Origin of the sequence: Corynebacterium mendelii (assembly GCF_017307055.1) — a bacterium.
Classification (GTDB): domain Bacteria; phylum Actinomycetota; class Actinomycetes; order Mycobacteriales; family Mycobacteriaceae; genus Corynebacterium; species Corynebacterium mendelii.
This window is the reverse complement of the sequence record NZ_JAFLEQ010000012.1, coordinates 19,156-41,021: the sequence shown is the minus strand read 5'-3', so window position 1 is coordinate 41,021 and position 21,866 is coordinate 19,156. Positions and strand designations below refer to the sequence as shown.

The window sequence follows — 21,866 nt, the reverse complement described above, 5'->3', positions numbered from 1 at the left end:
CGGGGAGGTCTTCCGGAAAGCATCACCGGCGGGATTTTTTCGCTGGCCTGCACCACCGCCGCAGCCGGCTGGTCGCCGCTTGTTGCCGGGTGATCGCTGACAATCCGGTGGACCGGGCCGGGGGACATCGCCCCGGCAGCGGTGCCGGCAATCCGCAGCACGTTCCCGGCCGTTGTTTTTTCGCCCTGCCGCACCCGGCGGGAAAAATGTCGACCGCTGTCACCCACCCCCGCTTTTGGGCTTTGATCGACGAACCACGGTATGTCCGGCCAGATGCCCGGCGTGCCGGAATCCCGGTTCCGCCACGGTGTCACCGGGTCCCGGGGCTGCCGGCGGGTTCCCCGCGGTGGGAGCCGCCACCCCCACGGCAATTTTTTCCAGGATTTTTTTCTTCCCGCCCCCACTGTCTTCACACAGGGTCCATAGCGATGTCCAATGGGGAAAGGTGTTTTTTTATTCTGATTTTAAAGGGAAGGGAAATTCGGGACATCCGGCGTTGGGAAGGGGGATAAACCGGCGGGGGACAACACCACGGGGGCGGGGGCGAAAATGCGAGTGCAGTGACCTGTTTGCGCTTGTCACAGGCTTGTGTGGGCTGAAACAGTGGGGGCGCGCCGGACGGAAAGAAGCCCGGATCGCCGACAGGCCGGCCGGTGGATTGTTCTTCTTCCCGGCGCACCGACATCTCCCTCTTTTTTTCCAGGAAAGGTGGCTTACCGCCATGCACGATCATCCATCCCCCACCCCGGATTCGACGGACACCGCTTCCGGGACGGCAGCGCCCACGGTGTTGCTGAATCTGGCCCGTATCGCCCGGGCCACGGTCGCCCGCTGCGGGCTGGCCGTCGAAGACACCGTCCGTATCCACCGGGTCACCGACCCCTTTGACGGGGTGGCGGTCAGTGTGTGGGACGGCCCGGACAACACCCACCGCTATTTCTACGGTGTGGTCAAAGACCTGGCCACACAACAGATTCCGCATCTGCTGCTGTGCATGGGCCGCACCCCCTCCTACGGCGGGTCGGTGGCGGCCGACGGCACGCCCCGGCCGCTTGACCCGTACAGCCGGTGCGTCACCGAACGTGCCTGCCGGGGGCATCTGCGTCTGGTGCGCCACACAACCGAGGGGCTGGTGCGGCTGCGGCATACCCCGGCCGCCGATTTCATTCCCGTCGCCGAACCCGACGAGGATGAACCGGACCGGTCATGGGTCGGCAACGGGGCGGAAGTCGACGGGGTCATCATGCTCAACCTGTTCAGCTACCGCTTCGGAAGGGATGTGCGGGACAAGCTCGCAACCCGCCCCCACGGGGAGGTCATGGATGTTTTCCGCACCGCGGTCAGTGTTGCCGAATCGGTTGCCGCCGGCTGCGGGCGCTACAGCCTGCACCGTGATGCGGCGCTGTTGCACTGGGGAACCGACAGTTGGCTGCAGTTCTATGCCGGGCTGATGTACCGGGCGCTCGCCAGGACCACCACCGGCTGCTCCCCGCTGACAGTGGTCTATGACGGGCAGGAGCCGAACCCGGCCGTGATCGGCTGCCCGGCGGCGGGAATACTTCCCCGGGCCGACGGCGACACTGACCATGTCTGGTCGGGCAAGCTGCAGCTGGCCCTGCCGCGGCCCATCCCGACCTGGTGACAGGTGGCGTAGCCGGGCCGGTCCCGTGACTGGTCTAGCGGGGGACCGGCAGCCCGTGCCGGCGCAGATACCAGGGTTGTTCGGTCAGCGGTGCCCGGCGCAGCGAACCCGGCGGGTCGGTGCGGATCGCCGCCCGGTCGGCGTCGGTGACAGCAGTGGTGGCGTGGCTTACGGTGGGTCGCGGGCAGGCGGCGACCATGGTGGCCAGCCAGCCCGGCACTGTCACGGACGCACTGATTGCCGACGACAGGCCCGAGGACAGTGCTGCCGATGAGCCGCCCGCGGCACAGGCGATCCGGTCGGTGACAATGTGCAGCGGCACGGCGTCACCGGGCCGGTAGACCGCATCGGCGTGCCCGGCGCTGTGGTCCGGGTCGGGGATGCGCCCGGTGGCGGCCGCCGGGTCGAATACCGGATCGGCGGTGTTGGCCCGGTTGAAGTTGTGGCCCGGGCGCGCCCCCAACCCCGACAGGTCGGCGGTGAGCTGATCTGCGGGGCCGGTGGTGCGGGCGGCCACAACAAAGTCGCGGCCCACTGACACGGTGGCGTTGATCAGCCCGTCATCATCCCAGCCGAATTTGGTGGCCCACACCCCGTCGATGGTGGAGGTGCCGTAGTTTTGCCGGTAGCCGTCGGCGGCGACCGGGGTGGCGGCTCTCATGCCCTCAAGGATCGGCTGCCCCACCGGATCGTCCCGGATGGCCTGCACGAAATAGGCCACATCACTCATGGTGGTGCTGCCCCAGCCCCAGGTCGGCCCGGCGGTGGTGCCGGTCAAACCGAACCGTGTGATGGTCCAGTCAATGGCCCCGGGATAGGTGGCGTCCAGAGAGGATGCCACCGCATCATCGGAGGTGGCGATCATGTGCGGGACTTTCGCCGCGTCGGCCGGGTCCCCGGCGGCGATGACCGCATAGCCCAGATACAGTTTGGCCAGCGACAGCGACGGCCCCGGGCGGGTGGCGTTGGATCCGCTCCAGGAGCCGGTGGCACCGTCAAACACCGCTACCTCGGTGCGGGCCGGGACGGGGGCGGTGACCGACAAAGCCGAGGCCCACGGGGAGGACACCGCCGGGATACCGACGGCAAGACTGGCAGACACCACCACTGCGGCAAGCGCTGGCGTGACACGGGTTTTTTTCACAGCCCCCAAGTCTAGTGGCCGCACCCGTCACCCACCGGGGCAAGGGGCACGGAAAAACCCGCCGCAGGCTGTGCCCGCCCTGGTGGCGGGCACAACCCGCGGCGGGCGGGGTGGTTGTTTTTTTGAAATTCCGCTGTCTGCGGGGCCGGGGTGGTGGCTGCCACCCGGTGGTCTACAGGCGGTGTCTGCCGTCGGGGGCGCTGGACTCTACCCGGCTGTCGGCGGCGGTGGTGTCCTCGATGTCTTCCTCGATGACGGAGTCGATCTCGAAGTTGGGGGTGTCGACCAGTTCGGCACGCGAAATCTGGCCCTTGGCGAACTTGTTGATGATCAGCGCGATCGCGCCGTCACCGGTGACGTTGCAGGCGGTGCCGAAGGAGTCGATGGCAATGTAGGCGGCGATCATCAGTGCCTGCTGTTCCGGGGAGAACCCCAGCATCGATTCCAGAAGGCCGATGGCGGCCATGATCGCGCCACCGGGAACACCGGGGGCGGCCACCATGGTCACGCCCAGCATGAGGATGAAGCCGATGGCTTTCCCGGCCGGGAGATCCATGCCGTCCATCGACATGATGGCGAAAGCGAACAGGCAGATTTTCATCATCGAACCGGCCAGGTGGGTGGTGGCGCACAGCGGGACGGTGAAACCGGCCACAGAGGGGGCGACGCCGTTTTTCTTCGCGCAGGCGTAGGTCACCGGGATGGTGGCCGCCGACGAGGAGGTACCCAACGCCGTGCCGTAGGCGGGCAGCATCGTGGCGAACGCCTTCCACGGGTTGACCCGGGCAATCCCGCCGACCAGAAGATACTGGATGACCAGCAGCACAATGGTCATGATCACCGCCAGCAGCAGCACCTTGGCGAAGGTGGTGAGTGTGGCGGTCAGGTTGCCGTTCATGCCCATGCCGAGGAACATGCCGAAGATGTAGACCGGCAGCAGCGGAATGATGAAGCGGGTGATCACCCGCATGATCACACGCTCCAGGTCACGCACCCCGTTGTAGAGGGTGTCCGATTTCACCGCGGTCATCGCCACGCCGAGGGTGAAAGCCAGCAGCAGGGCGGTCATCACCCCGACCGGGGCGGGCATCTCAATGGTGAAGTAGGAGCTCAGCGCACCGGAGTCGACGTCTTTTGCTTCCGCGGTCGATTCCCCGGCCAACAGCCACGGGTAGATCGCCTGGGAGGAGGCGTAGGCCAAAAGACCGGCGAAAACCGTCGAGGCGTAGGCCACACCGGTGGTGATCGCCAGCCACTTTCCGGCACCGCGGCCGATACCGGCGATCGCCGGGGTGATCAGGGCGAAAATCAGCACCGGGATGAAAAATCCGAGGAAGTTGCCGAACAGGCCGTTGAAGGTGATGAACACGCGGGCAAGCGGCTCCGGCAGGAAGAAACTGCAGACAATGCCGGCGATGATCGCCACAATGATTTTGAAAAGAAGCGTGGAGGTGAATTTCTGTTTTTGCATGGGGGAAAATTTTCGGGTTGACGGATATCCATACCGCCGGGGCAGCCGACATGCGGCACCGGTCCTGTCACAAAAAGACCGGCACCGGTGTGGCCGCCGCGGCGGGAACACGCGGATGGTGGGCACCGCCGCAGCACCTGCGGCCCGGTGCACCGCACCCGGCACCCTGTTGCGGTGGATGGACCGATCAGTGTGCGCGGGTTTGTCCTATCTTAAAGAATTGTGAGCAGGTATTAAAAACTTCTCACAGCTTCACCGGCTGTCCCGGGCTGCCGCCCTGCCGCCGTGACCGGCGTTTTCCCTGTGCGGCCGGATGGGTGCGCTGTGATTGTTGCCACCATGCCGGCAGGCGATAGAGTAAACGGCATGACTATCCTGGCCGTCGTTTTCCTGGTTTTCGCTCTCGCCGTCATCGCCGCGGGTGTGCTGGCATGGACCGGCCGACTGCCCGGCAACGCGGTCGTCGGCCTGCGCATCCCGGAGGTCCGCCGCTCCCCGGCCCTGTGGGAGATCGCCCACAAAGTCGCCGGCCCCTTGTGGACCATCGGCGGGGTGGTGTTCGTGCTCGGCTCCATGGTCACCTTCACCGCCCGCGGCTGGCTGTGGATCATCCCGGCGATCGCCCTGGCCGGCGGGCTGATTCTGATTGGGGTGGGGGCCGCCATGGGCGCCAACGCGGTGGCCCTGATCGACAGCAAGATGGATATCGACGGCACCGCACAGCCCGCACCCGGCGGCTGCTGCGGCGGGGCCGGTGGCGCCACCGGCCCGCAGGTCAACCTGGAGGCGGTGCGCAAAGCCGCGCAATCGACCGATTCCGGCACCGCCGCCGGGACGTAAAGCCCCCACCCGGGCCCGCCGACGACACTGTCCCGCAACCACGACACCCGCCGGATTTCTCCGGCGGGTTTTTCAAATCCCGCAACCACAGGTGCCCGGCGGCGGCCTCAGGCAAACAGGTCGGGTGCCACCAACTCCGGCGGCACCCCGAAGCGGGCGGCAACGGACAGGCAGGTGTCCAGATTCCGGCGGTCGATCATCGATTTCAGGACAAACACGTCGGCCAGCCACCACACCAGGAAACCGCCGCCGGTGAGAAACTGGGCGATGCCGCTGACGGCACGGCCCAGATAAAAGCGGTGGATACCGAAGATCCCGAGACACAGCCACAGCACCACCGTCACCCCGGCCTCACGCGACTGGGTGCGGTAGGCGGCCCGCGCCCAGCCCAGTGCCTGATCATCCACCGGCACCGGCCCGGCCAGCGGCGTGCCGGGGACCGGAACCGGGAAGGCGGCATGCCCCGGGCCGGCCGCATCCGCCAGGGGATTGCCGCAGCCCGCGGCCGGAACAATGCCGAAATGGCCGACCCCGCTTCGCGGCGGCACGGTGGTGTGCCCCGGCGGGCCGACCGGTGGCACCGGCGGCTGCGGCGCACTGTTGTCCCAGGCTGCTGCCGCATCAAAGCTGCCGGAACGGAAAAAATCCGGCTGCCCGTCGGCGTTGCGGTCCATGGAAATCATTCCTTCCGGGAAGATGGGGCAATCAGGTCACACAGATACAGACATCACCCTACCCGCCACCCCGCAGGCGCACCCCCTTCCTTTTAATACAGTTATTGCTGTACTATCTCGGGTATGAGCACACCCGCCTCCACCCACGCACTGACCCGCATCGGCAAAGCATTGGCCGATGCCACCAGATGCAGAATTCTTCTGGCCATTACCGGCGGCTGCACCTACCCGGCCGAGCTGGCCGACAACCTGGGGCTGACCCGGGCCAACGTGTCCAACCATCTGGCATGCCTGCGCGGCTGCGGACTGGTGACAGCCACCAAACAGGGCCGGCGGGTGCGCTATGACATCTCTTCCCCGGAACTCGGCCACGCGCTCACTGCGCTGGGCCACGTCACGCTGGTCACCGACCCGGACGAAAAGTGCCCCTGCGGCTGCACCCGGTGACCGCGTCCCGGCGTGCGGGGCACTTTTCGCCCCACCGCACCGCAAAGCCCGGGACCCCGGATTTGTGCCTGACACCTTGTTTTTCCACCGGCCGGCCCCACCGGGCCGGCCGCGACCACCAACCAACCGACAACACACCCCAAGGGACCTGATTTTTTCCGTGAATGACACACCCATCGGCACCCCGCCACCCGCGGGCAGCAACGACATCCCCCTGAACGACATTTCCCCCTCACCCGACGGCTGCGGGTGCGGCTGCGACGACAGCTGCGGCGATGACACCGCACCCCCCACCAGCTGTACCAATGACAGCGGTACACACGGCTGCGGCTGTGCCAGCGACACCAGCGGGGACAGCTGCGGCCGGGACGACACCGGGGCCGACAGTGACTGCGGGACCGCCAGTGACTGCGGGCAGTCCTGTGACGATGACTGCTGCAGCAGCCAGACGGCACCGGCCGCCGCCCCGATTGGGTTTGTCGACGCCTGCGGATGTGTGGAGGAACCCGAAACCGTCACCACCGAGCAGAACACCCCCTGGTACAAAGACAGCTCAATCCTGGTGCCGCTGGCAGCCGGCGTGATGCTGGTTGCAGGTCATCTGGCCCATCCGCTGTTTTTCTTCGCGGCGCTGGCACTGGGCGCTTCCCAGTTCGTGCCCGGTTCACTGACCCGTCTTGTCACCGGCCCGAAACGCCTGACCATCGGGCTGCTGATGACGATCTCCGCGGCCGGTGCCGTGGCGCTGGGGGAAATATCATCCGCCGCGGCACTGGCTTTTCTGTTCTCCCTCGCGGAGGCTCTGGAGCACACCGCCATGCGGCGGGCCCGGGCATCCCTGACCGCTCTTGTGTCCCTCATCCCCGACACCGTCCGACTGGTGGTGGACAAGGGTCGGCGATCGATACTGTCACCGGCCAGCGCCTCCACCCGGCAGATCCCGGTCGCTGACCTGGCCGCCGGTGACGTGTTCGCGGTTTTCCCCGGCGAACGCATCCCCACCGATGGAATCGTGGTGTGGGGAAACTGCGCCATTGACGCCTCGGCGGTCACCGGTGAATCCATTCCGGTTGCCGTCGACGAAGGTGACAGTGTCCCCGCCGGGGCGATTGTGCAGTCCTCGCCGGTCACGGTGAAAGCCACCGCCCCCGGCAGCGACAACACCCTGACCACGATCGTGTCTTTGGTCACCGCCGCCCAGCGGGACAAAGGGGAGCGCGCCCGCATGGCCGACACCGTCGCCGCCCCACTGATCCCCACGGTGCTGGCGGTGTCCGCGGCAGTGGCGGCCATCGGCTCACTGCTGGGGGATCCGCACGTCTGGATCAACCGTGCCCTGGTGGTTCTGGTCGCGGCCAGCCCCTGCGCCTTGGCCATCGCGGTCCCGGTGACGGTGATCGCCGCTATTGGCGCGGCCAGCAAAATCGGCGTGGTGGTCACCTCCGGGGCGGCTTTCGAACGCCTCGGGGCCATCAACCGGATCGCTTTCGACAAAACCGGAACACTAACCACCGGCACCCCGAAAGTCGTGGCCGTGGAAGGTGACGGGCGCACCCTCGAACTGGCCGCCGCCCTGGAAAGAACCTCCACCCACCCGCTGGCGGTGGCCATCACCCAGGCCGCCGAAGACCAGGGTCTTTCCCTTCCCACCGTCAGCCACCTGGACGAGCACCCCGGCAAAGGGGTCTCCGGGGTGGTTGAGCGCCAGTCGGTGACAGTGGCCAACCCGCGGGCACTGAACCCGGGACGCTTCGCCGACCGGGTCACCCACCATGAAAACCAGGGCCGCAGTGTGGCCGTCGTGGCGTGGGGCGCGAAAATCATCGGCATCATCGCCGTCGCCGACCCGGTGCGCGACGATGCCGCGGAGTCGATCACCCACATGATGTCCATGGGTATTGAACCGGTCATGCTCACCGGCGACAACCAGGCCACCGCCACAGCCGTCGGCACCCGGCTGGGAATCGATGCGGCCAATATCCACGCCCAACTGGCACCCGGCGACAAAGCCGACTACGTCGGCGGGGACCACACCGCCATGATCGGTGACGGCATCAATGACGCACCCGCCCTGGCCCGGGCCGATGTGGGAATTGCCATGGGGCCGAAAGCCACCGACGCAGCCGTGGAATCAGCCGATGTGGCCTTGCGCTCCGACAACCTCGCCACACTGGTCACAGCTGTCAGGCACGCCCGGCGCGGGCGGCGGATCATCACCGCGAACATCATCCTGGCACTGGCCGTGATCTGTGTGCTTCCCCCGCTGGCACTGTTCGGTGTGCTCGGCCTGGGATGGGTGGTCCTCATCCACGAAACAGCCGAGGTCATCATTATCGCCAACGGCCTGCGGGCCGCCCGGGTGACCGGATGGACCCCGCCTGCGGCGCCTCCCATTCGGGGGGAGAAACTAACACACCACAGCAACTCTGAGTGATATATCACAGCACAGCGATGGGTGTGACCGACACGACGGCCACACCCACGCACCGTGCTTGCGACCAGTGGAAATGTTGCCCGGCCACGTGCCACCAATGGCCAATGAAATCATTTTTCATTTTTAGCCTTGCCTAATTAACGTTAAGTTACCTCTCAGCACTGGAATCCCCTTGCGAGTGTTGGCTAGCCTTCCCTACGACTTCCGGATTTTCCCGGGGGAACCACCGGATTGTGTCGTAGCTGCCCCCACACACTGTAAGGACTGCATGTTGTTGATTTCCTCCCGCTCCGCCACCCACCGCATCGGCCGCAAGGCCATCGCCGCACTGGCCACCACCGCCATGCTCACCGCCGGTATTCCGGCCGTCGCCTACGCCGCTGACGACACCACCACCGATCAGGGCTCCACCCAGGGCGTGAAAGGCAAAGTCGCCGCCAACGGCGCCGAATTCAAAAAGCCCGAGTTGTCCGGGCCGCAGAAAGTTACCGCCGCGGAATCGGTCGAAGCCGGCAAGGGGCTGCTCATCCAGGGCACCGGGTACACCGAAGGCGATCAGATCACCATCAAGTTTTTGGATGGCGACAAATCCGATGACGGTGATCCGCTGCCCCAATGGCTTGAACAGGATCCGGATGTCTTCGAAAAGCTGGATAAAAGCAGCGGAGCATCCGTGGTGAAACAGCCCGTTGGCGACAACGGGACGTTCTCCGTCTACTACAAGGTGCCGAAAAACATTCCGGCCGGCTGGTACTGGGTCCGCGTCCTGATTCCCGGCGGCTCGAAGGTCGCCTGGTTCAAGGTCACACCCAGCACCAACCCCGGTGGGGGAGACGAAGAGACGACACCCGCCGCCAAGCTGATCATGCAGCAGCCCGGCAGCACCCGGCTGCCCAGGGGAGCCAACAGCCTGGATGAGCTGACCGTCGTGTACAGCGTGTCGGCTGAGGGGCTGACCGAGGGCACGGAGCTGATCGCGAAACTAACCAAGGGCAACTCCCAGGAAACTTTCCCGGTCGAGTTCGCAATGGGCCACGGTAAAACCTCCAAAACCTACAAGGCCAAAGGCGGCGACAAGGACCAGTTCACCATTGTGGTCTCCCCAGAGGACGTCAAAGACGGTAAAGCACTGGCTTTCCAGGGCCACTCCGTCAAGCTTTACGACGCCAAGGACGAGACCACACCGATTGCCGAAACCCGTAAGCGCACCGCCCTGTACTCGTCATTCAAGTCAGTGGACAATCCGCGGGTGAACAACACCGCCATCAATTCCACCGCCAAGGTGACGCTGGGCAACCTGCCGGAAAACACCAAGATCACGGCCGTCACCGCCGGCGGGACCATCGAGGAATTCAAGCTCACCGGCGGAATGAATCTCCTCAAGGAAGAAAAGGTCATCGGGGCCAACCACGCCACTGAGTTCACCCTGGACCTGCCCAACGACAAAAACCTCATCGGCAAGGAATTGTCTGTGAGTCTGAAAAACGAACGTGGCTATGTCGAGACCTGGGCCACCGGGTCCGTCGTCACAGCCGATAACACCATTTTCGGTACCGATGAGGTGGAAGTCACCAAGAAATCGGTCGCCAGCGGCCTCTACCAGGAGGCCTACGACAGCAAAAACAACAAGCTGTATGTCACCCGCAACGACTTCGGCGGCTCCTCGTCGCTGCTGAAACTCGACCCGGAGACTCTCGAGACCCTGGCCTCGACAAATGTCAGCGATGACAACCGCGTGTTCGGTATCGCCGCCCCCCACAATGACCACCTGTGGGTGACCAACACCCTCTCCAACAGCGTGGCCGTCTACAACGCCAAGGATCTCTCGCTGATCCAACAGTTCGACAAAGACATCGTCGGCCACCCGCGGGCAGTGGCGATCAACGAAGAATCCGGCAAGGTCTACATTTCCTCACCGGTGTCCAAAGATGAGAGCATGACTGTCATTGACGGAAAAACCAAGCAGGTTTCCACTGTCCCAACCCCCGGCTTCGCCGGCGCCATGGGCATGGAGATCGATCCCGAGACCAAGATGTTGTACACGACTTCCTTCGCCGGCGGCAAAGTCATGCGGTTGAACACCACCAACAACGACGTCACGGTCTTTGATCTGAACAAGGACGCAGCCGAAGACAACATGGTGCTCGAGCGCGGCACCGATGTGGCCTACGACCACGAACGCAACCGTCTCTACATTGCCGGTCAAAAGACCAACAACCTGGTTGTTGTCGACATGAGCAACGGCAAGGTCTTGAAAAACATGCCCACCGGCGACCAGCCTGTCGGCATCACCTACGACAAGAGCATCGACAAGATCGTGGTTCTCAACCGCACCTCCGGCACCGCCACGGTCGTTGACGGTGAATCCCTGACCAAGGTCGCGAACCTGGATGTCGGCAACAACCCGAACTTCGCGACAACCGACGGCAAAGGCCGGATCTTCATGGTCAACAAACAGTCCCAGGTCGGAAAAGACAACGATGAAGTGGTTGTTCTGAAGTGGAAGAACGCCGAGACTGAACCCGACGGCGACAGCACTCCCGGCGAAGGCGGCGACAGCACTCCCGGCGAAGGCGGCGACAGCACTCCCGGCGAGGGTGACAACAACACTCCCGGCAAGGGCAGCGAAGGGTCCTCGTCCGACAAGTCCGGTTCCTCCGACGGCAAGGACAGCAACAATCAACAAGGCTCCGGCGGGGCGCTGGGTCCGATTGCCGGTGTAGTGGCACTGCTCGGTGTTCTCGGCGCGCTGATGTTCAGCCTGTTCAACTCCGGGATGATGCCCGCTGGTTTGATGGCCGCCCTTCCCCCGCAGTTGAAGGGGATGCTGGGCTAACGGCCCAATTCGCAGGTCGAAAGCACTTTCGCGCCTGATTCCCGCAGCCGTGGACGCCCCGGCAGTGCCTCAAAAAGGCGCTGCCGGGGCACGACGCGCGTCAGGGACCGGTGCCTTGTTGTGCTGCTCCGCCTGTCTGTTTTTCTTGCACCACCCCATCCCTCCATGGAAGGTCCGACCCTATGTCCCTCGCCCGCCGAATGATTGTGCTTTTGGGCACCGGTCTTTTCACCTGCGTCTCCGCCTGCTCCGGGGCCAGTCCCACCGATCAGACATCAGCAACGCACACCCGTCAGATCACAGATATCCAGGACACCGTTGTCGATGTTCCCATCCACCCGCAGCGCATTGTCGCTCTCTCTGAGCCGACTCTCGACGGGCTTTTGGCTTTGGGGATCAAACCCGTGGGGGCTGTCGCCGGCCGGGGACAGCGCGATATTGCGCCATACCTTAAAGACCGCACCGAAGGCGTGGAGCTTCTCGGTAACGTGGCACAGCCCAACTTTGAAGCTGTCGGGGCCGCGCAACCGGACCTGATCCTGGTCGATGGAACATCGATCAACAACAACCCCCCGGTGGTGGAGGCACTCCGACGGATCGCGCCGGTGGTTTACACCGGCTACGCCGGCGGTGACTGGAAAGAGAATTTCCGCAACACCGCCAATGCCGTCAACATGGTCGACAAAGGCGAGGAAGTTCTGGCCAGCTACGACAACAACGTCGCCGAAACCCGCAAGAAACTGGGGGACTTGGCCAACGACACCTACTCAGTGGTGCGCTGGCAGGGCAATTCCGCATCAATGATCTTGAAAGACCTTCCCCCCGGAATGGCATTGACCGATCTGGGACTGAAACGTCCACCCAACCAGGACCGGCGGGGCAGGGGCCACTCCGAACCGGTGTCGGCGGAAAACCTGCAGGAAATCGACGCTGACTGGATATTTTTCGGAACTCTCGGAGGATCGTCGGTCGCCAACCCCGATAACGGCGGTGACGCCGGTGTCCAAGGGGCCAAAGACGCCCTGAAACAAGCCGAGGAAGTGCCCGGCTTCAGCACTCTCAATGCATACAAGAAAGGCCACATTGTTCCCGTGCAGGGCGCGGTGTGGACTTCCACCGGGGGGCCGATACTGATGAACCACATTATCGACGATGTCGCCCGTTTCGCCGAGGAGAACAGCAAGTGATGACGAAGCCATCTTCCCGATCCTCGAAGGTTGCCCGCCTGACGGCAGCTGTCGCCCTAGCAGCAGCCCCGGCAATCATTGCCGCACCGGTGTCCTTTGCCGCCGAAGCACAACAGACCGTCAGCGGCGACTCCATCACCGTCACCGACAGCGGGGTGGGGATAACCGTTCCCTCGGGTGTGGATCCCGGCCAGGAAATCACCATCACCGGAACCGGCTGGCAAAGCACCGTCGGTTCCGGATCCACCCTGGTGATCAAACTGCACCAGCTCGATGACGCGGGTATCGACGAGATGCTCACCCGCACAGACGGGATCATCAACCATCCCCGCAACGGCAATCCCGACCCGACGATCTGGGCATTGACGAAAGCGGGCGACGATGGCAGGTTTTCCCTCACCACCACCCTTCCCGACACCCTGATCCCGGGCCAGCGATTCGATATCCAGGTCTCCTCGGGACTGGCCGATGACACCGATGTGCGCCGTTCATTGAAAGCCCTGGAGATACCGGTGGGCGGGGTTGATTGGGTCGATCCCAACGGCGGGGAAGCCATCACATGTGTTCCCTCCACACCATCACCGACGCTGACAGTCGATGCCCGCCCCAACCAGTCGAGTGAAGTCACCATCACCGGCACCGGATTCTGCCACCCCACCAACGGTGGATCCATCGTCGCCTTCAAAATCGATGACGGAAAGTACAAACATGTGCCCGGCCACCTGGTCAACTCCAACGCCACGGTGTGGGGGTTGACGAAAACTGATCCGCATACCGGCGATTTCACCTATGTGATGCGTCTTCCCGACGGCACCGACAGTGGACCATTCGGCTCGGATCCGGTGTTTCCCCTGGGTGTGCACACCCTGCGGGCACTGACCGGATCGTTGAAACAGGGTGACCTGATCCGCAGTCTTCCCAGCCGCAATTCCCATGCCCTCGATTTCGTCATCGGCGCCTATGAGCCGAACGCCGTCCCGCCGCCGGTGGGATACGAGCGGGACGTGACCCCGGGCACCCGCTACGGGGTCACAGCGGAATTGGGCGATGACGCGATAACTGTCACTGTGCCCGGCGCTGTGGAAGGTGACTGGTTTATACCGACCCTGTTTCTGCCGGATTCCTCCCCCATCTGGCCCTGGGGCGGGCGTTGGTTCCGCACCAATGACCGGGCCGAATTTGTTTTGCCGATCACCGAGGAAGTGCACATTCCCGCCGGCAAACTGAAGCTTGTGCTGCAGTCCGGCAATGAGGGTGTGCAGGGAACATTGATGGGCTGGACACCGCTGGATATTGCTGAAGCCATCAACCCCCGCGGTGGGGATACTGCTGTGGACACCCCCGCGGAGCCGAAGAAAAAACAAGCCGACCCACCGTTGGCCACAGACGGACCCGGGTTTTTCTACACCAACCAGGATTCGCTTTTCCAGCTGGTCGACAACATCGGCACGGTGGCCAAGAAAACCGACACCACCGTTGACCTGGTCGACGCGGTCTTCGGTATCGGGGCGACCGGCCCCGCCGACACCGCTGCCGATGACACGACTGGTGCCCCAACGACACAGGCTGCCGCCGCTCCCGCCGTTGGTCAACAGTCCGCCCCGCCCACCGACACCGTTGTCACGGTGATTAAAAAAACCGTGACCCGGGAGATTCCCGCCGATACACCCGGGTGGTCAGATACACCCCGACCGGATTCCCCGCCGAACAACCAACCGACCAGTGAGGCTGATCTTGTCGACGCCAACAAAGGTCCGGTGACCGCATCGGTGGTGGGTGATGCCATGACGATTGTGGTTACCGGTCAATCCCCCGGCAGCTGGGTGTATGTCAGCGCCTTCGTCAACGGGTTGGCCCACGACATCGGCTTTGCCCAGTTGGACGGCAACAAGTCGTTTGTTCTGGATATCTCTTCCCTCCCCGACGGCGAGCATGCCATCGCGCTGACCACCGAGTCGGGTTTTGTCGGCTGGGCGCCGTTGACACGGGGCACGCCGACCGGCACACAACCCCACACACCGACCCAGCAGGCTGCGGCGGCGACCACCACACCGAATGACACCACCGTGCCAGCCGCCCAGGTAACGGCGGCCGCGGCACCGGTTGTGGGCATCACCGACTGGCTGCTGATCGTCGGCGCTGCCGTGGTGACCGGTCTGGGGGCAGTGGTCGTTCGCCGCCGGGTGGCGACAGCCTAGAGCACAACCCCCATCCATCCGCCCTTTTTCCACCCATTACCGACCAAGGACATCCCCGTGAAACTGTTTTTGCGCATCCCTGCCGCCGCCGCACTGTTTATCGGCACCCTGCTGTGTGCGGGTGTTCCGTCACAGGCTCTTCCGCCCGGCGGTGCCGGCCCGGACACCCCCGGCACCAGTGCCACTATTTCGCCCACCACCGTCACCCAGTGTGAACGCATCTCCTACAAGGTCACCGGTTTCCCGGCCGGTGAAACAGTCAATGTGAAAATTGACGACGGGGCCGGCTACTCCGACCAGTCGGTGCACGGCTCCGGGGTGGTCTCCCGGCAGCAGATCGCCTCCGACGGGACTGCCAGCGGATCGGTGGTCATCGACTGTGACACCACCCCGGGAAGCCACTGGCTGCGTTTTCTGGCTGCCGCGGAAATCATCGACGACAAAACCGGTGAGTACAAAGGTGTCGACGGATACACCCGGCGCGGCGCCAACTTCACGGTGGTCGCCAAATCCGCCGGTGGCACCGGCACCACCGGTACCGGTGGTGCCGGATCCCGCGCCCCGGTGGGAACGGTCAATGTCGATGAACTTTCCCTCGACAGCAAAGCAGACGAGGAATTCCTCAAAAATCGTGCGGACCAGGCTAGCGGCAGCCAGCAGTCCATCGCCGACGCAGCCCCGGCTGCGGGCACCACCCGGCAGAACACCACCGCCGCTTCCGGCAACCGGCAGCAGGCGGCAGCTCCCCGGGAAGCCGTCACAGTCACCAGCGTGGTGGAAGAAAACATCACCCAGGGCGGGGGAGGAGCTGACACATCCGCCGGCACTGAGCCGACAGCGGCGCACTCCAGCCTGTCAGCGGACATCCCGGATTCGGCAACAACCGGTGATGATTCTTCGGCCGCCGCCAAAACCACCGCAGCCACCGGCACTCCGGGCACGGGCGGCACACGCGGGGAGGAAGTCTCCCGGGATGCCGCGGCCGCTGATGCCGCTGCCGCACCGGGCGGCAGGGCACCCGTTATCGGGTTGCTGGTCGGCGGGGCGATCCTTGTGGTCGGATTCGCTTTCATCGCCAGCTACCTCTACGTCAACCGGCGGAAAAACTAGGACGCCCCCCTTATCTTCGCCCCCGTCACGCACACCCCCGCCACAGAACCCGCACCCCTGTCATGAACACCATCCGTTCCCGCCGCCGCATCGGTCTTGCTGTCGGCATCGTCCTGGTCGTTGTGCTGTCGGCGGCCTCGCTTTTCATCGGTTCCAACCCTCTTCCGCCGGGCCGGGTGATGCATCTGCTGCTCAACCCGGGTGATGGTTTCGACACCACCGTCATCTACGCCCAACGCATTCCCCGCACCATTCTGGTGATCCTGGTGGGTGCAGCCCTTGGCACCGCCGGGGCGCTGATGCAGTCACTGACCCGCAATCCGCTGGCTGATCCCGGGATACTGGGTGTCAACGCCGGTGCCTCCCTGGCGGTGGTGGTCTCGGTGGCGGTGGCCGGCATCACCGGCATCTGGTTTTACCTGTGGTTTGCGTTTGCCGGCGCCGCCCTGGCCAGTGTGTTCGTCTATGTTCTCGGCGGCGGCGGATCCCACAGCGCCTCTCCGGTGCGGCTGGCTCTGGCCGGGGTGGCTGTCACCATGGCGATCAGCTCCATTGTGCAGGTGGTGATTTTATCGGACCAGAATGCCTTCAACGAGTTTCGGCTGTGGGCCACCGGATCGGTGGAAAACCGCGGCTGGCCGGTGGTGACAGCGGTGGTCGGCTTTATTGTGCTGGGGTTGGTGCTGGCTTGTGTATCCGCACCGGCCCTCAATGCGGTGGCCCTGGGCGATGAACAGGGAACGTCACTGGGGGTCAATGTGGTGCGCCTGCGGGCCATGGTCATGCTGGCGGTGACTGTTCTTGCCGGTGCCGCCACCGCTGCCGTGGGGCCGATTATGTTCATTGGCCTGGGGGTCCCCTATATTGCCCGGGCGGTGTGCGGACCCGACCAGCGGTGGATGATCCCATTTTCCGCACTGTGCGCCCCGGTGGTGATGCTGGTGGCTGATCTTATGGCGCGCACCGTGATCGCGCCGCAGGAAATCCAGACCGGCATTATCACCACGATCATCGGCGGACCGTTTTTCATCGCGATTGTGCGCCGCCGCAGAATCGAGGCCCTGTAACAATGACCGTACCCACCACCACTGCACCCGGTAACCTGCCCAGCCGGTCGCTGAGTACCAAGCGTTTTATTGTTGTTCCCCTGGGCGGGATGGTATTCCGCCAGGAAAAACGCGGCATCATTGTGGCCGCCTGCCTGCTGGTCGCCATTGCCGTTGTATCCGTCTGGTCGCTGATGACCGGTGACTATCCCGTCAGCGCGGGCGGTGTGCTGGCCACCCTGGCCGGGGCCGGAACCGATTCCATGGCCGGTTTTTTCATCCTCGAGCTGCGCGCACCCCGGGTGGTGCTGGCGCTGCTGTTGGGGGCGGCGTTGGGCATATCGGGCGCTATTTTCCAGACCCTGACCGCCAACCCGCTGGGCAGCCCCGACATCACCGGCTTTACCACCGGCGCGGCCACCGGGGCGATCATCCAGATCATCGTCATCGGCGGCGGCCCGCTGGCCATCGGGCTGGGGGCCTTATTCGGCGGGGCCGCCACCGGTGTCACTGTCTATCTGCTCAGCCGCAGGCAGGGGGTGACCGGAACCCGTTTCGTGCTCATCGGCATCGGGGTGGCCGCCATCCTGCAGGGTGTCAACGGCCTGCTGATCGTCAAAGCATCACTGACGGCCGCCCAAACCGCAGCCCAGTGGCTGGCCGGATCCCTCAACGCCACCGGGTGGGGGAAAGTCACCGTCATCGCCATGGCCCTGGCAGTACTGGTGCCGGCCGCATTTGTGCTGGCCCGCCCCCTGACCGTGCTGGTCACCGGGGCTGATCTCGCAACCGGTTTGGGGGTCAACGTACCCGCGGTGCGGGCCGCACTGATCGTCGTCGGGGTTGGTCTGGTGGCGGTGGCCGTCAGTGCCGCCGGTCCCATCGCTTTTGTCGCATTGGCCGCCCCGCAGCTGGCCAAACGGCTCACCGGCAGCTCCGGGGCGGGAATGGGCAATGCCGGTTTGATGGGGGCACTGCTGGTGGTGGCAAGCGACCTGGTGGCCATGCGCATTGTGGCGCCCGTCCAGCTGCCGGTCGGCATTGTCACTGGCTCACTGGGCGGTATTTATCTCATCTGGTTGCTGTCCCGGCAGTGGAAAAAGGAGAAAAACGCATGAGCAACCCCACCGGAACACACCGGCAGGCCACCGCCCGTGATAGCGGCCCCGTGGAACTCTCGGCTGCCGGAATCACCGTCGGCTACGGCAGCAGGACGATCATCGACAACCTGTCGACCACGATTCCCACCGGCAGTTTCACCGTCATTGTCGGCCCCAACGCCTGCGGCAAATCCACGTTGCTGAAAGCCCTGTCGCGGATGCTTCCCACCACCACCGGCCAGGTGCGGCTCGGGGGAGAAGACATCACCCGTTTGAAACCGAAACAGGTGGCCCGCACCCTGGCCCTGCTGCCGCAGGCGCCGGTGGCACCGGAGGGCATCATTGTCGAGGATCTGGTGGCCCGGGGACGCTACCCGCACCAGGGAACCTTCCACCAGTGGTCACAGGCTGACCAACAGGCCGTCGATCAGGCATTGCACCGTGCCAATGTGTGGGATTTGAAAGACCGCTTCGTCCACGAATTATCTGGCGGGCAGCGCCAGCGGGTGTGGGTGGCCCTGGTGCTGGCCCAGCAGACCCCGGTGGTGCTGCTGGATGAACCGACCACCTACCTGGATATCACCCACCAGGTGGAGCTGTTGAACCTGGTGCAGCAGCTGCAGCGGGAAGGTACCACCGTGGTCGCTGTGTTGCACGAGCTGATGCTCGCCTTCCGCTACGCCACCCATCTGATTGTCATGAAAGACGGGGCCATTGTCGCCGAAGGCCCGGTGGAAGACGTGGTGACAGCCGAGGTGATCGGCAGGGTCTACAACCTTGACTGCCGGCTGATCACCGACCCGACCACTGGGCGGCCGATCGTGGTGCCCGCTCCCGCCGTCGACCAGCCCTGACACAGAGCGGTTCGCACAATCTTATCCACCCCCCGGACCACCCAGCCGAATACCGTGGCTTCCCCCACCGTGGGTCTGGCCCAGGAGTGGGCGTTGTGCGGCCCGCGCACGCGGGTCGGTCACGCCGGGGCCTGCGGACTGGACCCGGCGGTTTCTGGGAGGTCACACGGATGCGGCAGGACCGGTGAGGAGGGTCATGGTACCCGGTGGCGGTGCCGGGGAATCCTGTGATTGCTGGCTGTCCCCATAGTGGGTGCTGCCGGGTATATGGCGCACGTGGGCGGCAAAAAGACACTGCTGCACCGACGCCAAACGGCACCCGGTCGACCGGTGTGGTCGGCCAGGGTGCCGTCGGTTGCTGTTACGCGCCGTCCCGTCTCACCCGCCGCAGCCGGCATGGCGTGGGCGGGAGAGGGGGAGGGGAAGGATTACTTCTCTGCTTCGAGATCCTTCTTGATGCGGTTGTGGGCATCCCAGATGCGCTCGGGCAGGTGCGGGAACTGGTTGAGGTGCTCCTCGCGGCCGGCCATCTCCTGCATCCAGCGCTCGTGATCGATGGTCAGGATGGCCTTGAGGTCATCCATGGAGCCCTTGAAGCCGTTGAGGTTGAGCTCGTCGATCTTCGGGATGTAGCCGACGGAGGTCTTGGTGCCCTCGACCTTGCCGTCCTTGAAGTCGAGCATCCACAGCAGGGCGCGCAGGTTGTCGCGGTAGCCGGGCCACATGTAGCGGCCGTCCTCGCCACGCTGGAACCAGTTGACGTGGGCGAAGATCGGCATGGCCTTCTCGCCGCCCTTTTCCTTGACCTGGTCGAGGATGTCCAGCCAGTGCTGGCCGTACTTGCCTTCGGGGTAGGACAGGAACGGACGCATCGACATCGGGTCGTAGCGCAGGGTACCGGCGACACCGTCAGCGGCGGCGGTGGCTTCAGCACCCAGGGTCAGGCCGTCGTAGACACCTTCGGCCGGGTCGCGGAAGGCGCGGATCAGCGGCTCACGGTCGCGGACACGGCCACCGAAGATGATCGCGTCGATCGGCACGCCCTGCGGCTCCTCGTAGTCGGGGGCAACGTTCGGGACGTTCGACAGGGAGGTGGTGAAGCGGGAGTTCGGGTGTGCCCAGGCGTCTTCCTTGGTGCCCGACTTCTGGCGGTCGGCGGGACGGTCGGCAATGCGCTCGCCCTTCCAGTCCAGCCAGCCGTCGACATCTTCCGGGTAGTCCGGGGTGAGGCCTTCCCACCAGACCTCTTCGGTCTTTTCGTTGTAGGCGACGTTGGTGAAGATGGCGCCGGTGCCGGGCTTGATGGCCTCGATGGCGGTCGGGTTGGTCTTCTCGTTGGTGTCGGGGGCGACACCGAAGGCGCCGTACTCCGGGTTCATGCCGTACAGACGTCCGTCTTCACCGATGCGCAGCCAGACGATGTCATCGCCGTAGAAGTAGACGTTGTAGTCTTCCAGGCCTTCCGGAGCCAGGGTCATGGCGAGGTTGGTCTTGCCGGAAGCGGACGGGAAGCCACCACAGACGTAGCGCTTCTCACCGGTCTTCTTGTTCTCGATGCCGATGAGCATGAACTGCTCGGCAAGGAAGTCGCCGGAAGCCCAGCCGTCGTAGCAGGCCTGGCGCAGACCGTGGGCGATCTTGCCCAGCAGGGCGTTTCCGCCGTAGGAGGAACCGAAGTGCAGGATGGTGCGGTCATCGGCAACGGTGGCGAAGCAGCGCTGGTCGTTGTCGGTGCCCTGGCCCAGGTTCTCGATGTCACCGGTGACATGCACCGAGTGCTCGAAGTGTGCCGGATCCTCCAGATCGGACAGGTAGTCGATGCCGACACGCGCCATGCGGATCATCTGCAGGCAGACCGAGCGGTTGTCGGTCAGCTCGACACCGGCGGCCCACTTGGCGAAGGGGGAGTCCTTCGGGCTCATCAGGTAGGGCAGGACGTACATGGTCTTGCCCTTGTAGGCGCCCTTCATCTTCTCCAGCTGGGAGGCCTTGATCTTCTCGGCGTCACGCCAGTTGTTGTAGACGCCCTTGTCCTCTTCGGAGTGGGTGGCGACAACGGTGCAGGACTCGTTGCGGGCGGTGTCCTTGGAGTAGGAACGCGAGTAGTAGAGATCCTTGCCGGCGGGAAGCATTTCCCCGTCCTCGAGGCAGGCCTTGAGCAGACGGTCGTTGTCAGCGGCAGTGATGACCTCGATGGCGGAAGGCTCCAGGATGTCCGCCCACTTCTCGACGAATTCGACAATGTGCTTGTTGTCGACGCCCGCCTTGGACAGAACCTCGGAGACATTAATGTTGTCGGTCACTTATTTCTTCCCTTCCCCGGCCCCGGTACCCGTGGTCGGGAACACAATGGAGGGCCGGATGTGAAACTCTTTTGCCTCCGCCAGAATACCAGAAATCCGGCTACCCCCGAGGGGTGCCGAAAAACCTGCCCGATCGGTCACCCACACCGATCAGCTACCCCCGTTGCACTCACCCCGACGTCCGGTGACGTGGATCCCGGCGAGCTTTGAAAACTGTCTGCTAACAGTGTGAAACATCATATCCGCAGGCAACGGGGCACTTTGCTTTTTCCGCCCGCCCACATGCCGGGGGGTTTACCCCCGCCGGGCGAAGTATTATGTCCTAACGACAACCGTGTTCCACACCACACTGCCCCACCCGTCAGGCCCCGGAATTGCCGGTGTTAAATCGGCCACATAGTTTTCCGGCCCCGGAACCGAACTGAGTTCGCGTCATGTCACCAACAGCCAGCTCACGGCAGGTTTCACGGGCTTTGGCCCCGGGTGTTCCCGTCCCCCGGCTGTGATTTATACGACAGTGGCGCCCCGGTGGTGTTGCGGCGCCCGCTGTCGCCGGTGATGTCGCCGGGGTGCACAGTTC

15 protein-coding genes are annotated in these 21,866 nt (G+C 64.4%); 11 read left to right on the top strand and 4 right to left on the bottom strand.

The window, feature by feature from the left end; all coding sequences use genetic code 11:
• The first annotated feature begins 721 nt into the window (after positions 1-721).
• A complete protein-coding gene (locus tag JZY06_RS07215) occupies positions 722-1,642 on the top strand; it encodes a hypothetical protein (RefSeq protein WP_207278886.1) in 921 nt (306 codons plus the stop codon).
• Between the two features lie 34 nt (positions 1,643-1,676).
• Here the strand turns inward: JZY06_RS07215 and JZY06_RS07210 are convergent, their stop codons facing one another.
• Together JZY06_RS07210 and JZY06_RS07205 are read right to left on the bottom strand one after the other, a co-directional pair.
• Positions 1,677-2,786 (bottom strand): hypothetical protein, encoded by a 1,110-nt coding sequence (locus JZY06_RS07210; protein WP_207278885.1) that lies wholly within the window; start codon positions 2,784-2,786, stop codon positions 1,677-1,679.
• Between the two features lie 172 nt (positions 2,787-2,958).
• Complete coding sequence (locus JZY06_RS07205) at positions 2,959-4,257, bottom strand: dicarboxylate/amino acid:cation symporter (RefSeq protein WP_207278884.1); 1,299 nt, start codon at positions 4,255-4,257, stop codon at positions 2,959-2,961.
• A gap of 366 nt (positions 4,258-4,623) precedes the next feature.
• Between JZY06_RS07205 and JZY06_RS07200 the strand changes: the two genes are divergently transcribed.
• The gene (locus JZY06_RS07200) at positions 4,624-5,097 is read left to right on the top strand and encodes an SdpI family protein (RefSeq protein WP_207278883.1); all 474 of its coding nucleotides are present in this window, start codon (positions 4,624-4,626) and stop codon (positions 5,095-5,097) included.
• Positions 5,098-5,204: 107 nt separating this feature from the next.
• Here JZY06_RS07200 and JZY06_RS07195 read toward each other — a convergent pair whose 3' ends face one another.
• Complete coding sequence (locus tag JZY06_RS07195) at positions 5,205-5,771, bottom strand: TM2 domain-containing protein (protein ID WP_207278882.1); 567 nt, start codon at positions 5,769-5,771, stop codon at positions 5,205-5,207.
• A gap of 123 nt (positions 5,772-5,894) precedes the next feature.
• Here JZY06_RS07195 and JZY06_RS07190 point away from each other — a divergent pair, with 123 nt between their 5' ends.
• From JZY06_RS07190 to JZY06_RS07150, 9 genes are all read left to right on the top strand, one after another.
• On the top strand, positions 5,895-6,218 hold the full coding sequence (locus tag JZY06_RS07190) for an ArsR/SmtB family transcription factor (RefSeq protein WP_207278881.1): 324 nt from the start codon (positions 5,895-5,897) through the stop codon (positions 6,216-6,218).
• Between the two features lie 160 nt (positions 6,219-6,378).
• The gene (locus JZY06_RS07185; RefSeq protein WP_330617177.1) at positions 6,379-8,652 is read left to right on the top strand and encodes a heavy metal translocating P-type ATPase; all 2,274 of its coding nucleotides are present in this window, start codon (positions 6,379-6,381) and stop codon (positions 8,650-8,652) included.
• Between the two features lie 268 nt (positions 8,653-8,920).
• Entirely contained in the window at positions 8,921-11,488 is a 2,568-nt protein-coding gene (locus JZY06_RS07180) for a YncE family protein (RefSeq protein ID WP_207278880.1), read from the top strand.
• A gap of 182 nt (positions 11,489-11,670) precedes the next feature.
• Positions 11,671-12,675, top strand: coding sequence for an ABC transporter substrate-binding protein (locus tag JZY06_RS07175; protein WP_207278879.1), 1,005 nt, complete (start codon positions 11,671-11,673; stop codon positions 12,673-12,675).
• Positions 12,675-14,873, top strand: a complete 2,199-nt coding sequence (locus tag JZY06_RS07170) for a hypothetical protein (protein ID WP_207278878.1) — start codon at positions 12,675-12,677, stop codon at positions 14,871-14,873. The genes JZY06_RS07175 and JZY06_RS07170 overlap by 1 nt, the downstream gene beginning before the upstream one ends.
• Positions 14,874-14,930: 57 nt before the next feature.
• The gene (locus JZY06_RS07165; protein ID WP_207278877.1) at positions 14,931-15,983 is read left to right on the top strand and encodes a hypothetical protein; all 1,053 of its coding nucleotides are present in this window, start codon (positions 14,931-14,933) and stop codon (positions 15,981-15,983) included.
• A 62-nt stretch (positions 15,984-16,045) separates the two neighbouring features.
• A complete protein-coding gene (locus tag JZY06_RS07160) occupies positions 16,046-17,050 on the top strand; it encodes a FecCD family ABC transporter permease (RefSeq protein ID WP_207278876.1) in 1,005 nt (334 codons plus the stop codon).
• Positions 17,051-17,052: 2 nt separating this feature from the next.
• On the top strand, positions 17,053-18,147 hold the full coding sequence (locus JZY06_RS07155) for a FecCD family ABC transporter permease (RefSeq protein WP_242516811.1): 1,095 nt from the start codon (positions 17,053-17,055) through the stop codon (positions 18,145-18,147).
• On the top strand, positions 18,144-18,983 hold the full coding sequence (locus tag JZY06_RS07150; protein WP_207278875.1) for an ABC transporter ATP-binding protein: 840 nt from the start codon (positions 18,144-18,146) through the stop codon (positions 18,981-18,983). The genes JZY06_RS07155 and JZY06_RS07150 overlap by 4 nt, the downstream gene beginning before the upstream one ends.
• Before the next feature lie 428 nt (positions 18,984-19,411).
• Here the strand turns inward: JZY06_RS07150 and JZY06_RS07145 are convergent, their stop codons facing one another.
• Positions 19,412-21,286: a phosphoenolpyruvate carboxykinase (GTP) gene (locus tag JZY06_RS07145; protein WP_207278874.1), complete on the bottom strand. Its 1,875-nt coding sequence runs from the start codon at positions 21,284-21,286 to the stop codon at positions 19,412-19,414.
• Between the last annotated feature and the right edge of the window lie 580 nt (positions 21,287-21,866).

Excerpts from the sequence above, each read along its gene's own strand:
- JZY06_RS07215 (WP_207278886.1), top strand. The coding sequence starts at position 722 with ATGCACGATCATCCATCCCCCACCCCGGATTCGACGGACACCGCTTCC.
- JZY06_RS07205 (WP_207278884.1), bottom strand. The coding sequence starts at position 4,257 with ATGCAAAAACAGAAATTCACCTCCACGCTTCTTTTCAAAATCATTGTG.
- JZY06_RS07200 (WP_207278883.1), top strand. The coding sequence starts at position 4,624 with ATGACTATCCTGGCCGTCGTTTTCCTGGTTTTCGCTCTCGCCGTCATC.
- JZY06_RS07195 (WP_207278882.1), bottom strand. The coding sequence starts at position 5,771 with ATGGACCGCAACGCCGACGGGCAGCCGGATTTTTTCCGTTCCGGCAGC.
- JZY06_RS07190 (WP_207278881.1), top strand. The coding sequence starts at position 5,895 with ATGAGCACACCCGCCTCCACCCACGCACTGACCCGCATCGGCAAAGCA.
- JZY06_RS07180 (WP_207278880.1), top strand. The coding sequence starts at position 8,921 with ATGTTGTTGATTTCCTCCCGCTCCGCCACCCACCGCATCGGCCGCAAG.
- JZY06_RS07175 (WP_207278879.1), top strand. The coding sequence starts at position 11,671 with ATGTCCCTCGCCCGCCGAATGATTGTGCTTTTGGGCACCGGTCTTTTC.
- JZY06_RS07170 (WP_207278878.1), top strand. The coding sequence starts at position 12,675 with ATGACGAAGCCATCTTCCCGATCCTCGAAGGTTGCCCGCCTGACGGCA.
- JZY06_RS07160 (WP_207278876.1), top strand. The coding sequence starts at position 16,046 with ATGAACACCATCCGTTCCCGCCGCCGCATCGGTCTTGCTGTCGGCATC.
- JZY06_RS07155 (WP_242516811.1), top strand. The coding sequence starts at position 17,053 with ATGACCGTACCCACCACCACTGCACCCGGTAACCTGCCCAGCCGGTCG.
- JZY06_RS07150 (WP_207278875.1), top strand. The coding sequence starts at position 18,144 with ATGAGCAACCCCACCGGAACACACCGGCAGGCCACCGCCCGTGATAGC.